The organism is Micromonospora sp. WMMD729 (assembly GCF_049315225.1).
In the GTDB taxonomy this organism is placed as follows: domain Bacteria; phylum Actinomycetota; class Actinomycetes; order Mycobacteriales; family Micromonosporaceae; genus Micromonospora.
Genome location: NZ_CP186059.1, coordinates 3,770,071 through 3,783,561 on the forward strand (window position 1 = coordinate 3,770,071; position 13,491 = coordinate 3,783,561).

The window sequence follows — 13,491 nt, forward strand, 5'->3', positions numbered from 1 at the left end:
GTGACACGCAATGACCGGGAGTCTGGCCCGGGCCCGTGCCGGTTGCTTGTACGGGCCGTTCGGGTGCCGTTGCGGCGGTCTGAGGGAAACCTGAGTGCGGCTTTATGCCGATAGCGCATTGCAGTCAGTAAGTACACCGACTCTTTTGGTTATGGCGATGGCGCTCGATGAAGGCGATGATCGTGCCGGGGGGAAGCCACGCCGGGCGACGACTCGCAGGGCCCGGTTGTCTCTTCGCTCGCCTGAGCCTCCACGAGAGAACACAGGAGCGGTGAATGTCCGGAGACCTTGTCAACCATGCCTGGCGCACGTCGACGCCGGCTCGCAGCGAAGGTGGAGGCGACGCGTCGGCAGTAGAACGAGAACGGACGAGCGGTGATCCCGGGCGGGCGCTGCGGCACCTCGCCGCCGCCGGTGACCGCACGGCGGCACACCTGTGGCTCGCCACCCAACCCGACCTGCTCGCCGCGCGCCCCGACGAGGCCGACGTCCCGGCCGCCCAGATCTGGCGCACGGCGCTGCGGCACCACCTCGCCGGGGAACCACACCTGGCGACAGCCCTCCTGGCGACCGCGCCGACCGGCGCGACCGGGCCGCACGCCGTGCAGACGTACTGTCACGCCGCGGTGCACCACCTGCTCGACGACGACATCGAGCGCGCCAGCGCCGACGTCGAGGAGGCGGCCCGGGCCGCGCACGCGTGCGGCGTACCGACCGCTCACCAGGCGTACGCCCGGGTGGTCGTGCTGCTCGCCGCCGCCACCGGCGACGTGGCGGCCACCCTCGGGCGGGCGGAGGCGACCACCGGGCTGCGCCGCGCCGACGCCGACCTGTTCCGGCTGATGGTCCACCTGGACCTGGCGGGTCACCTGATCCGTGCCGGCGACGCCGCCGACGCGCTGCGACAGGCCGAGGCGGCCGTCCGACTGACCGAAGTGGCGGGTGACTCCGGCTACGAGCCGTACGCACTGACCCTGACCGCCGTCGCGAAGTGCCAGCTCGGCCGGTTCGAGGAGGCGCTGGCCGACGGCGCCGCGGGGCTTCGCCTGCGGGAGTTGGCGGGAATCACCGCCGACGAGGCGTTCTCACTGGCCGCGCTCGGGATGGTGCACCGCCGGCGGCGGGAGCCCCGCCAGGCCCGGCAGGCGCTGGAGGGCGCCCTGAGCGCGCTCGCCACGTCTCCGTCGCGCCCCGCCTCGCCGGCCTGGGTGCTGGCCGAGCTGGCGCGGATCCGCGCCGCCGACGACCTGGCCGCCGCGCAGGACCTCGCCGACCGGGCGGTCACCGTGGCCCGCGAGCCCGAACGGCCGTACGCCCTGCTGGCGCGCGGGTGGGTGGCGCTGCTGCGCGGCGACACCGCCGCCGCCCACTTCGACGCCGCCGAGGCCCGCACCGGAGCCACCGTCGGACGGCGACGCGCCACCCTCGTCGACGCGCTCCAGCTCACCGTGCTCTCGGCGGACGACCCACGCGCGTCCGCCGGGCTGCTCGACGACGCCGCGGCGCTCTGCCGGGAGCTGGGCGACGCGGCCGAGGAAGCCACCGTCCGGCTGATCGCCGCCCGGTTGCAGGGGCGGCAGGCCCGTCGCGGCGCCGAGGGCGCCGAGCAGAAGCTGCGCCGCTGCGGGGTACGCCTCGACCCGGGCGTCGCCGACGGGCTGACCGCGATCACGCTGCGGGTGCCCGCGGTGGTCATCCACACCCTGGGCGACTTCCGGGTGTTCCGGGCCGGTTCCGTCGTCCCGTACGGCGAGTGGCAGTCCAAGAAGGCCCGGGACCTGCTGAAGATCCTCGTCGCGCACCGGGGTCGCGCCGTGCCCCGGGCCCGGCTGATGGAGTTGCTCTGGCCGGACGAGTCACCGTCGCGCACCGCGAACCGGTTGTCGGTGCTGCTGTCCACGTTGCGCCGGGTGCTCGGCACCGGGCACCACACCAGCGGTCGGGGGGCGGTGCTGGCCGACCGGGGTTCGGTGGCGGTCGACCTCGACGTGATCGATGTGGACGTCGAGACGTTCCTCACCGCGGCCGAGGAGGCGCAGGTCGCCCTGCGGGCCGGGCACCCGGACGCGCTCCGCGCACTGGTCCGCGCCGACGAGTTGTACGGCGGCGACTTCCTCGCGGACGACCCGTACGAGGACTGGGCCCAGCCGCTGCGGGAGGAGGCGCAGGTGGCCCACACCAGCGTGCTGCGGGCCCTGGCCCAGCACGCCGCGGACACCGACCAGAAGCTCGTCTACCTGATGCGGCTGGTGCACCGCGACCCGTACGACGAGGACGCCCACCTGGAGTTGGTGCAGGTGCTCCGCGCGGCCGGGCGGCACGGTGAGGCGCAACGCCGCTACCGCACGTACGTCGAGCGGATGCGGGAGTTGGGCATCGCGCCGGCCGGCGGGCCGACCACCGGCGTCGACACCGCCGCACAGCAGGCGGACTCGTCGTCCGGGCCGGGAGGGCGGGTGACCCGGTGGCGGACGCCGTCCGCCCAGCCACCGTGGACGGCCGAGGTGGATGCGGGTCGCAGTCCGACCGGTGTCCCCGTGCAACGCAAGCCGAGGAGGCTCCTCGGACACCCGGTCTGACCGGTGGTCGCCGGCGGCGCGGGGGCCGGCGAACCTTGGCGGGCCATGGTGCGCGGACCGGCCCGGTGAGCCTGCCGGGGCAGCTCACCGGGCCTGCAGGCTCACCGGACGTGGGATCAGTGGCGGGGCTGGTAGCTCTTCGGCAGGCGCATGCCGCGCTCGGCCATGATGGCCCGCACCCGGTTGGGGTAGTTGGTGATGATCCCGTCGACGCCCATGTCCATCAGCGCCGACACGGTGGCCGGGTCGTCGCAGGTCCACGGGATGACCTTCAGGCCCCGGGCGTGCGCCTCGGCGATCATGGCCGGGTCGGGGTAGAAGCGGAAGGTCGGGTCGGCGATGGTGCCGTTCTGCGGAAAGCCGTAGTTCGGCGACAGCGCGGTGACGCCGGCGATGGCGGCGGCGGCCCTGACGAAGTCACCGTCGTAGTCGTCGGCGTCGATCCCACCGAGCCAGGGGGACGCGCCGGGCTTGCCGACCTGGAGGAAGTCGTAGTTGGTCAGGGCCACCAGCGGCCACGTCGGCGCGAGCCGGTGCATCACCTTCAGCGCGCCCCAGTCGAACGACTGAATGGTGACCTGCTTCTCGATGCCGGAGGCGTGGATCTCCTCGAAGACGCGCCGGACGAACAGCTCGCGGGGCGCGGTCTGCTCGGGCGCTCCCGCCTCGACCTTCGTCTCGATGTTGAGGGTGACCTGCTTCGCCCGGTAGCTCTTGACGAGGTCGAGGACGTCCTTCAACTCGACCATCCGGAAGCCCTTGATCTGCTCCTGCTCGGGAAAGCCCGGGAGTTGCTGGTAGCCGCAGTCCATGGTCTTGACCTGGGCGAGGGTGAGGTCCTTGAGGTACTTGCCGACGTACGGGTACATCGGGTCGCCGGCCTGAACCGGTGCGGTGTCGGCGCACTTCTGCGCGCTGACCTGGCGGTCGTGGGTGACGACGACCTTCTGGTCCTTGGTGATCTGGGTGTCCAGCTCCAGGGTGGTGACGCCGAGGCGCAGAGCCTTGGCGAAGCCCTCCAGCGACTCCTCGGTGGTCATGCCGATGCCACCGCGGTGCGCTTGGAGGTCGAAGTGGGTCTTCTGGGGCAGCAGCGCGGTGGCGCTGTCGACGGTCGACGCGTGCGCGGCCGCCGGGACGGCGAGCGCGGGCAGGACGGCGAGGCCGACCAGCAGGTGACGCAGGGACATGGCGCGAAAACCTCAGCTCTTCAGGTGCGGATGCCCTGGTCACGCTAGGTGGGAGACGGTCGGCCGCGATGACCTGGCCGCGAGCGGAGCGTGAACGCTCGCCGAACCCTCGCGGTACGCGGTAGCGGGCCGGCACGGCGGCCGGTGCCTGTCGGCCCGCCGCCGGTCCCGGCCGGACGGGTCGCCCGGCCCTGTCCGCGCCGGCCCGCCGCGACGAGCGTGGAGACCATGAGAGCGCTGGTGATGTACGAGTCGATGTTCGGTAACACCGAGGCCGTCGCGCGTGCGGTGGCGGACGGAATGGCCCGGCTGGCCGAGGTGACGGTCGTCGACGTCGGCACGATGCCGCTGGCGACCGGCGTGGACGTCATCGTGCTGGGCGGTCCCACACACGCGTTCGGTCTGAGCCGACCGGCCACCCGGCAGGACGCCGTACGGCAGGGGGCCACCCGGGACGACGCCGCGACGGTCGGCCTGCGGGAGTGGTTGGACGCCGCGCCGGCGCTGTCCGGTGTCCCGGCGGCGGTCTTCGACACCAGGGTCGACAAGCGGTTCAGCGGCTCGGCCGCCCGAAAGGCGGAGCGTCGGCTGCGGCGACTCGGCTGCCGGATGCTCGTCGCGGCCCAGAGCTTCCACGTTGTGGGCACTCCCGGACCGCTGGTGGACGGCGAGCGCGAGCGCGCCCGGCGCTGGGGTGAGGCGGTGGTGGCGGCGGCCGTGGCCGCGACACCACGGACCTGACGGGCTGGGCGTCCCCGACGGCCACCGGATCGTCGTGGTGGCCGTCGGGGACCGGCCTAGCCGAGGGTCACGTGCAGGACGCGCTCGTTGCTGTTGTTCGGGTTGGCCTGCCCGTTGCAGGTCCAGAGACCGACGGTCGTGCCGTTGGCGGTGCCGGCGCCCGTCACGTCCAGGCAGAGTCCCGACTGGACGCCGACGATGGTGCCGTCGGCGTTGACCCGCCAGCGCTGGTTCGCACCGCCGGTACAGCCGTAGATCTGGAGCGCGGCCGGCGCGGTGGTGTCCTGACCGACCACGTCCAGGCACATCGCCGCGTCGTACACCCGCAACTCACCGGCGGTGGTGAACGTCCACGCCTGGCTGGCCTGCCCGGCGCAGTCGTTGATGGAGATGCCGGTGCCGGCGGTCCGGCCGCCGCCCACCACGCTCAGGCACCGACCGGACGCCGCGCCGAAGGCAACATCGACCATCAAAGATGGATTGCCGGCAGATGTCAACGATTTCGTGCGATCGAGGACAAATCCCGTCAACAGGGCGCGCGGGTCGGACCGGGCCCGCGACGTCGAGCAGGGGGCCTGACAGGGACGGTGGCGGCGTGGCGCGGCGGCCCAGCAACCGCCGCGCCACCAGCGCCTGTCGGCGCCGAGCCGGACCGCCCGGTCCGCCGCTCCGGGCGGCCCCGCAGCGCAGTCACCGCCCGACCGGGCGGGCCTCCCGGCGGGTGGATTCCTGCGCGCACCGACGTCGTGCGACGCGACGGCGTCGGCCGGCCCGCCCCGCCATCGGCGGCCGGCGTTCGGGTCGCCGTGGACGACCCTGATCGACGCTCATCGAGGTCCGTCGGTGGCGAAAGTATTGGTACGACGCAAGCGCGGTGTCAACGTTTCTCGGAAACTTTGCGAAAGGTCGGACGGCATATCGGCTGACCGCCAATAGTCGTCTTCGCTGGCCGTGGCACCGGCCTGGCAATCAGGCTCACACGCGGCGGCGCAGATTCTCGCCGCGCGATCAGATTGACGCCGATAGTTCCGATGAATTTCCGGATCACGTCGATCTCCGCTCGACTGCTGACGCCCGCCGGGTCGGCCGTCGACACCTTGGCGCAGGTGGATCGCCACTGCTCCGCGCCGGAATGACCGATCGACGACGCCCGCGCCGGACTCCCGGAGGACTTCCGGAAGTTGTTGACGGTCCCGAATTTGCGCTGCAATACTCCGATCCACTGTGATCGATGCGATCCGATGTCCGCGCGACCGCCGTCGATCTCCGCACCCACCACCACAACGTCCGGACCGTGCTGTCCTGCCACACCGGGACGGACCCGGGCCGGTAGAAGGGGCACAGATGAGCACCGTCTCCGCTGGCACGCTCGTACGGTCCAGGCCACTACGGGCCGCGCTGTCCATCCTCGTCACCGCCGCCGCGGCCTGCGGCATCGTCATCGCGGCCACCGCCACCCCGTCCAGCGCCGCCACCTGCAACGGCTATGTCGGCCTCACCTTCGACGACGGTCCGACCGGCAGCACCAGCGCCCTGCTGAACGTGCTGCGCGCCAACGGCGTACGGGCCACCATGTTCAACGTCGGGCAGAACGTGCAGAACAACCGGTCGGCGGCGCAGGCACAGGTGGCCGCCGGCATGTGGGTCGGTAACCACAGCTGGAACCACGCCCACATGACCTCGATGAGTCAGTCCCAGATGCAGTCCGACCTGTCCCAGACGAGCTCGGCCATCCAGTCGGCGACCGGCATTCGACCCCAGTTGTTCCGGCCCCCGTACGGGGAGACCAACTCCACCCTGCAGTCGGTCGCCTCCTCGCTCGGGATGCGGCAGGTGATCTGGGACGTCGACTCCCAGGACTGGAACGGCGCCAGCGTCAGCCAGATCGTGTCGAACGCCAGTCGTCTCCAGGCCGGCCAGGTCATCCTCATGCACGACGGCATCCAGAACACCCGGGACGCCATCGGGCAGATCATGGCCAACCTGACCAGCCGCAACCTCTGCCCGGGCATGATCTCGCCGTCCACCGGCCGGGCGGTCGCGCCCGACGGCGCCACCCCGCCGCCGAGCAGCACCACGCCGCCCCCCGGCGCGACGACCCCTCCGCCCAGCGGCGGCTCCTGCACCGCCACCGCGTCGACCACCAACGTGTGGGGCGACCGGTACAACACCTCGGTGACGGTCAGCGGCAGCAACACCTGGACCGTGGTCGTGGCCCTCACCTCGCCGCAGCGGGTCTCCACCGTGTGGAACGGCAACGCCACCTGGGACAGCAGCGGCACCGTGATGACCGTGCGGTCCAACGGCAGCGGCAACACCTTCGGCTTCACCACGATGTTCAACGGCAACAGCAACGCCCGGCCACAGATCCGCTCCTGTACCGCCGGCTGACACCTCGACCCCGTCCCGCGTGGCAGCACCACCACGCGGGACGGGGTCGACCGGGCTCGCCGGCCCAACCCGACGCCGCCACCACCTTTTTTCTTTCCCGAAAAAAGATCGGCTCCTCTTGAAAAAAGCCTCGCCGTGGCGACGATATTCAGATGCGTCGTCTCCTCCAGAGCGTCGGCCGGCTGGTCTCGGGCCTGCTCGCGTTCGTCCTCGCCACGGCGGTCACCCTGCTCGCGTCCGCGCACCCCGCCGCGGCGCACGGGACGCTCGCGATGTCCACACCGGCCGACGGCTCGACGGTCAAGGATGCGGTACCGACGGTGGCGCTGTACTTCACCGAGAAGGTCAGCGCCAACGCGTACTTCACGATCACCGCGCCGAACGGCGTACGCGTCGACAACGGTTGGACCTACGGGGAGCCGAAGCCGCTGACCAAACCGGTGCGGGAGTACTTCCTCGTCGACGGGCAGTTCCAGCCCCGCGAGTACACGACGGGCTTTCCGGCGGTGGTCTCGGTCGCGCACCTACCGGCGGCGGGACAGTATTCGGTGAGCTACCTGTCGGTGGCCTCGGACGGCGACGCGGTGCGCGGCACCATGACCTTCCGCTACTCCGGCCGCGCGACCGCCGCTCCGGCGGGTTGGCAGCCACCGACCCAGCAGCCGGACCCCGCGCTGTTGGCGGCCATCGAGCAGCACTCGTCCTCGGGCCAGCCGCCCGCCACGTCGGCCGCGCCCACCGGGTCGCCGGTTGCGCCGTCCGCACCGGCGGCGGCGTCCTCGGACGACGAGGGTGGTTCCGGCGCCCTGTTCTGGATCGGCGGCGCGGTCGCCGTCCTGGCGGCCGTCGCCGGTTACGTCACCTGGCGTCGTCGCTCCCCGGCCGCCGGCAGCGCATCGGGCCGGGCCCGAGGGTCGAAGACGCCCGCCGGGCGGCGCGGGGCCGCGCCCCGGTCCGGCGGCGGCCGCAGGGGCAGGGCCGGCGGCCGACCGCGCGGCGGCGCGGTGCCCGCCGCGCGCAGCCGGGTCGCGGTCGGGTCGTCGTCGGCCGTACCGGCCCCGGAGCGTGGGTCGTCCGCCGAACCGTCGCGGTCCGAGCCCGACGACACCTCGTCGGTACGAGGGGAACGGCTCACCAACGCCCGCCTGGCGCTCCTCGTCGGCGGGTTGGTGGTGGCGCTGCTGACCGGCTTCGGCCTCGCCCGCATCGGTGCGGACGACGCGTCCCCGGCCGGTGACGCGCGGCGGCCGGCGGGTCCCGGCGGGGCGTCGTCCAGTTCCGCCCTCTCGGCGGGGGTCGGCCACGACCACGCCCCCGGAACCGGACCGCACTCGCACCCCGGGGACGCCAGCGCGGGCGAGACCCTGGCCGCCGGGACGACGGTCAGCGCCGGCGGGTACACGTTGCAGCCCCTGGAGCGGTCCCAGCCGAGCGGCGTACGCGCCGACTACCGGTTCCGGATCGTCGGGACCGACCGGCAGCCGGTGACGCGGTTCGCCGTCGTGCACGACAAGCCCCTGCACCTGATCGTGGTCGGTCGTGACCTGGGCGGCTACCAGCACCTGCACCCGAGCATGGCGGCCGACGGCACCTGGAGCGTCCCGCTGACCCTGGCCCGGCCCGGCGGTTACCGCGTCTTCGCCGACTTCTCCGTCGACGCCCCCGACGGCCGGCAGGTGCCTCTCGTGCTGGGCGTCGACCACCACGTGCCGGGCGGATACGCGCCTGTCGCGTTGCCACCGGCGCAGGCGCAGGCGACGGCCGGGAAGTTCACGGTGTCGATGACCGGCACCCCCACGGCCGGCGTGACGGCACCGGTCCGCTTCCAGATCAGCCGCACGGGCGCCACCGGGCCGGTGCAGCCGCAGCGCTACCTGGGCGCGTACGGGCACCTGGTCGTCGTCCGCGAGGGTGACCTCGGCTACGTGCACGTGCACCCGGAACGGGACGTCGTCGACGGCGCGGTGGCCTTCTGGCTGACCGTCCCCAGTGCCGGCCGGTACCGGGCCTTCTTCGACTTCCAGGTCGACGGCACGGTGCAGACCGCCGAGTACACCATCGACCTGCCCTGACCGGCGGCGTACGCCGCCGCGTCCCGATCCGATCCGGGAAGTGGCGGGAACCACACCGGCCCGTGTCACGACTACCTCACCGGGCCACACGCGACAGACCACGCCGGGCGAACCGCCAGCACCGGGAGCGCCCTCGGGCGCCTCCCGACAATCCCGATCGGAAAAACATGTCTCTGACCGAGCTGTCCGGCGCACCGACGCCGGAACCCGCCCCGGCGGAACCGCCGACCCCGCCGACCCGGCGTACCTCGCCGTTCGGCGCGCTGCTGCTCCGGCTGCACTTCTACGCCGGCGTCCTCGTCGCGCCGTTCCTCGTGGTGGCCGCGCTGACCGGGCTCGCCTACACGGTCGCGCCGCAACTCGACGGTGCGCTCTACGGCGACCGGTTGACCGTGGGCGCGCCCGGTGACCGTCCACTCCCCCTCGCCGACCAGATCGCCGCCGCCCGCGCCGCGCATCCCACCGGAACCATCGCCACCGTCCAACCCGGCGACGGCGACCGGACCACCCGGGTGGCGTTCGCCCTGCCCGAGCTCGGCGAGAAGGTGCGCACCGTCTACGTCGACCCGTACACCGCCGAGGTCCGGGGTCAGCTGACCACCTGGTTCGGCTCCACGCCGGCCACCACCTGGCTGGACGACCTGCACCGCAACCTGCACCTGGGCGCGGTCGGCCGGCACTACTCGGAGCTGGCCGCGAGTTGGCTCTGGGTGCTCGCCCTGGGCGGGCTGGTCCTGTGGTGGCGACGACGCGCCGCCTCCCGGTCCGCCGCGCGGCACCTGTTCGTGCCGAACCTGTCCACCGGCCGGGGTGTGCGCCGTACCCGGGGGTGGCACGCCACCACCGGTGTCTGGCTGGTCGTCGGCCTGCTGTTCCTCTCGGTGACCGGACTGACCTGGTCGCGCTACGCGGGCGGCAATTTCGGGGCCGGCCTGGACGCCCTCGACGCGCGCTCCCCGGAGATCTCCACCAGCCTCACCGCCGTCCCCGCCGAGACCGGTGGCGGTCACCACCACGGCGACACCCCGGCGGGCGGGGTGGTCGACCCGGCGGCCTTCGACCGGGTCCTGGCGGCCGCCCGTACGGCCGGCCTCTCCGGCCCGGTCGAGATGACCCCGGCGCAGGAGCCGGGCACCGCGTGGACCGTCACGCAGATCGACAACACCTGGCCGGTGGCGAAGGACCGGGTCGCCGTCGACCCCGCCGGCGCGACGATCACCGCCCGCAGCGACTTCGCCGACTGGCCCCTGCTGGCGAAACTGAGCGGCCTCGGCACCCAGGCCCACATGGGCGTGCTCTTCGGCCCGGTCAACCAGATCCTGCTCGCCGCGCTCGCCCTCGGGCTGCTCTGCGTGATCCTCTGGGGCTACCGGATGTGGTGGCAGCGCCGGCCGACCCGGGCCGACCGCCACGCGTTGGTGGGAGCGCCGCCGGCCCGTGGCGGCGTACGGCGGATGCCACTGTGGGCGGTGCTGCTCGGCGCGGCGGTGACCGTGGCGGTGGGTTGGGCACTGCCCCTGTTCGGCCTCAGCCTGCTCGCCTTCGGCGTCGTCGACGTCGTCGTGGGCGTGGCGTCCCGGCGTCGGCGTCCCGACCTGACGCCCGTCTCCCCGGCGCCGGCCGGGAGCTGACCGGCCGGCCCCGGCATCCGGGGGCGCTCAGCCCTCGGTGTCGTGGCCGCTCGGCGGCAGGTGCGCCAGGCTGTCCCGCAGCGCGGTCCGGAACTCCTCGTACCGGTCGGGGCCGAGCGCGTCGGAGAGCTGCCGCTCGATCGCCGCCACGAAGCCGTCGGACGCCGTCATGAGCCGCAGTCCCCGCTCGGTCGGGACGATCAGCTTCGCCCGGCGGTCGGCCGGGTCCGGGGTACGCCGGACGTAGCCCAGCCGCTCCAGCTCGTCGAGGATCGCGCCCATCGTCTGCTTGTTCCGCCCGGCCAGTCGCGCCAGCTCGCCGGGGCGCGTCCCCTCCGGGTCGAGGTAGGCCAGGACCGCGCCGTGGCGGGGTCGCACGTCGTCGAAGCCCTCGTGGGCGGCGCGCGTGAAGATCTCCCGCTGGACACGTCCGGAGAGCTGTACGGCCAGGATGCCGAGATCGGGGTCCTGCTCCTTACGTGTGCTGCGCTTCATATTTTGGTCCAATCATTGGACGGTACAAGTTTTGGACTATAACGTCGTGCCGGTCATCAGCGGGCCCGAGCGGGCCCACCCGAATCCGGAGGACGACCATGACCATTCTGATCACCGGAGCGACCGGCACGGTCTCGCGGGAGGTGCTGCGCGAACTCGCCGGCAACGAGCAGGTGCGGGCGCTCGTCCGGGACCCGTCCCGAGCACCCGCGCTGAACGGCGTCGAGTACGTCGTCGGCGACCTGGACCGCCCGTCGACGCTGACGCCGGCGTTCGAGGGCGTACGCACCCTGTGGCTGCTCACCCCGATGGGCCCGATCGCGCCCAGCCAGAGCATGAACGCGGTCTGGGCCGCCCGGCAGGCCGGCGTGCAGCACATCGTCCGGCTCTCCGCGATCGGCGCCGCGCACGACGCACCCACCCGCAACGGTCGGCTGCACGCGCTCTCCGACGCGGAGGTGCAGGCGTCCGGCATCCCCTGGACGATCCTGCGCCCGAGTCACTTCATGCAGAACCTGCTCGGGTCGCTGGCCGGCGAGCAACTGTACGGACTCTTCGGCGCGGCGCGGGTCGGCCTGGTCGACGCGCGGGACATCGCCGCCGTCGGGGCCGCGATCCTCGCCGCGCCACAGCCGCACCAGGGCATGATCTACACGCCCACCGGCCCGGAGAGCATCACCCTGGACCAGGCGGCCCAGGACATCGGCCGGACGATCGGCCGCCCGGTGCGGTACGTCCCGCAGAGTCCCGAGCAGACCCGGGACGGGCTCCTCGCCGCCGGGCTGGACGAGTGGTCGGCGGAGGTCCTCGCCGAGTACCGGGTCGCCTACGGCGACGGCTGGGGCGACTTCACCAACGACGACGTCGCCCGGGTGACCGGCCGACCGGCACGGACCTTCGCCGAGTTCGCGCACGACCACCGCGAGCAGTTCGCGGCGGCCTGAGTCGGCACACCGCAACGACGCAGCCCGTACGCCCGCGCCGATGCGCCCTCCGGTGACCACGCCGGAGAGCGCATCGGCGGTGGCCGACACGTCAGTGTCGTGCGAAGCACATCATCGGTCCGGCGATTTGTCCGGTTCAGCCGCTCGATCCGCCAAGTTGGTGGAACGATGACTGTCGTGGGAACTGCCGATACCGCCATGCCTGCCATCTCGCCACTCGCCGGTGAGCCGATCAAGCGCGCCGACGCCGAACGACTCGCCGGGGTGCTGAAGGCGTTCGCCGATCCGGCCCGCCTGCGGCTGCTCAGTCTGATCCAGGCCGCCCCGGACGGCGAGGCCTCGGTCACCGACCTCACCGCGCCGCTCAACCTCTCGCAGCCGACCGTGAGCCATCACCTGCGGATCCTCACCGAGGCCGGCCTGATCGAGCGGGAGAAGCGTGGGGTCTGGGCCTACTACCGCATCGTGCCCTCGGCGATCGCGGCGATCGCCGACCTGCTGACCCCGCCCCGCAAGCGACCGACGAAGAAGACCCGCTGAGCGGGTCCGCTCGTCGGTGAGGCCGTGCGTCAGCGGACGCGGGCGACCGCGCCGTTGAACGACACGTCCCGCACGGACGGACGCGGCTGCGGCGCGTCGTCGGCGTGCCAGCGCGCCACCGAGACGATGCCCGGCTCGACGAGGTCCAGCCCGTCCAACAGGGCCGCGAACTGCTCGGTGCTGCGTGCCTGGAAGCGGCCGTCGCGGTTGTTGGCGGCCAACTCGGCGGTGACGGCCGGCGGCAGGTGTTCCCAGGTCACGTGCGAGGCCACCAGGTAGCTGCCGGACGGCAGCGCGGCGACGAGCCGGTCGAGGATGCCCTTGGGGTCCTCGTCGTCGCGGATGAAGTGCAGGATGGCCACCAGCATCAGCGCGACCGGCTGGGTCAGGTCCAACGTCGCGCGCAGCTCGGGATGGGCGAGGATCTCGCCCGGTGCCCGCAGGTCGGCGTCGAGGTACGCCGTCCGCCCCTCGGGCGTGCTGGACAACAGCGCGCGGGCGTGGGCGAGCACGATCGGATCGTTGTCGACGTAGACGACCCGGGCCGACGGGTCGATGGCCTGCGCCACCTCGTGGGTGTTGTCGGCGGTCGGGATGCCGGTGCCGATGTCCAGGAACTGCCGGACACCGCGCCGGGCCAGGAAACGCACCGTCCGTTGCAGGAACATCCGGTTCTCGATCGCGGCGAGTCGGATGGTGGGCATCGCCGCCGCGAGGGCGTCGCCGGAGGCCCGGTCGGCGGCGAAGTTGTCCTTGCCGCCGAGCAGGTAGTTGTACCTGCGCGCCGGGTGCGCGACCGACGTGTCGATCCGGTCGGTGGCCGGGGGGTGCCCGCCGTACGACGTCATCCGACCTCCCCGTCGTCGTGCGTTCCTCCACAAGGTACACAGATCGGCGGCGGGGCGGGG

The 13,491-nt window shown here is 72.8% G+C and carries 12 protein-coding genes; 7 read left to right on the forward strand and 5 right to left on the reverse strand.

Annotated elements, in window-relative coordinates:
* The first annotated feature begins 275 nt into the window (after positions 1–275).
* Positions 276–2,579, forward strand: a complete 2,304-nt coding sequence (locus ACN263_RS17320) for a BTAD domain-containing putative transcriptional regulator (RefSeq protein WP_422735361.1) — start codon at positions 276–278, stop codon at positions 2,577–2,579.
* Between the two features lie 116 nt (positions 2,580–2,695).
* On the opposite strand, the gene ACN263_RS17325 is transcribed toward ACN263_RS17320, so the two are convergent.
* Positions 2,696–3,769, reverse strand: coding sequence for a glycerophosphodiester phosphodiesterase family protein (locus ACN263_RS17325; RefSeq protein ID WP_422735362.1), 1,074 nt, complete (start codon positions 3,767–3,769; stop codon positions 2,696–2,698).
* 228 nt (positions 3,770–3,997) lie between these two features.
* Between ACN263_RS17325 and ACN263_RS17330 the strand changes: the two genes are divergently transcribed.
* Positions 3,998–4,510, forward strand: coding sequence for a flavodoxin family protein (locus tag ACN263_RS17330; RefSeq protein ID WP_422735363.1), 513 nt, complete (start codon positions 3,998–4,000; stop codon positions 4,508–4,510).
* Between the two features lie 56 nt (positions 4,511–4,566).
* Here ACN263_RS17330 and ACN263_RS17335 read toward each other — a convergent pair whose 3' ends face one another.
* Positions 4,567–4,980, reverse strand: a complete 414-nt coding sequence (locus ACN263_RS17335) for an RICIN domain-containing protein (protein ID WP_422735364.1) — start codon at positions 4,978–4,980, stop codon at positions 4,567–4,569.
* Between the two features lie 407 nt (positions 4,981–5,387).
* Entirely contained in the window at positions 5,388–5,786 is a 399-nt protein-coding gene (locus ACN263_RS17340) for a hypothetical protein (protein WP_422735366.1), read from the reverse strand.
* A gap of 68 nt (positions 5,787–5,854) precedes the next feature.
* Here ACN263_RS17340 and ACN263_RS17345 point away from each other — a divergent pair, with 68 nt between their 5' ends.
* From ACN263_RS17345 to ACN263_RS17355, 3 genes are all read left to right on the forward strand, one after another.
* Entirely contained in the window at positions 5,855–6,901 is a 1,047-nt protein-coding gene (locus ACN263_RS17345) for a polysaccharide deacetylase family protein (protein WP_422735367.1), read from the forward strand.
* 152 nt (positions 6,902–7,053) lie between these two features.
* Positions 7,054–8,973, forward strand: coding sequence for a copper resistance CopC family protein (locus ACN263_RS17350; RefSeq protein WP_422735368.1), 1,920 nt, complete (start codon positions 7,054–7,056; stop codon positions 8,971–8,973).
* Positions 8,974–9,140: 167 nt separating this feature from the next.
* Positions 9,141–10,604, forward strand: coding sequence for a PepSY-associated TM helix domain-containing protein (locus ACN263_RS17355; RefSeq protein ID WP_422735369.1), 1,464 nt, complete (start codon positions 9,141–9,143; stop codon positions 10,602–10,604).
* Between the two features lie 27 nt (positions 10,605–10,631).
* Here ACN263_RS17355 and ACN263_RS17360 read toward each other — a convergent pair whose 3' ends face one another.
* Positions 10,632–11,099 (reverse strand): MarR family winged helix-turn-helix transcriptional regulator, encoded by a 468-nt coding sequence (locus tag ACN263_RS17360; RefSeq protein WP_422735370.1) that lies wholly within the window; start codon positions 11,097–11,099, stop codon positions 10,632–10,634.
* A gap of 98 nt (positions 11,100–11,197) precedes the next feature.
* On the opposite strand from ACN263_RS17360, the gene ACN263_RS17365 reads away from it, so the two are divergent.
* On the forward strand, positions 11,198–12,043 hold the full coding sequence (locus tag ACN263_RS17365; RefSeq protein ID WP_422735371.1) for an SDR family oxidoreductase: 846 nt from the start codon (positions 11,198–11,200) through the stop codon (positions 12,041–12,043).
* Positions 12,044–12,211: 168 nt separating this feature from the next.
* Positions 12,212–12,583, forward strand: coding sequence for an ArsR/SmtB family transcription factor (locus ACN263_RS17370; protein ID WP_422735372.1), 372 nt, complete (start codon positions 12,212–12,214; stop codon positions 12,581–12,583).
* Positions 12,584–12,612: 29 nt separating this feature from the next.
* Here the strand turns inward: ACN263_RS17370 and ACN263_RS17375 are convergent, their stop codons facing one another.
* The gene (locus ACN263_RS17375) at positions 12,613–13,431 is read right to left on the reverse strand and encodes an SAM-dependent methyltransferase (protein ID WP_422735373.1); all 819 of its coding nucleotides are present in this window, start codon (positions 13,429–13,431) and stop codon (positions 12,613–12,615) included.
* Positions 13,432–13,491: the final 60 nt, after the last annotated feature.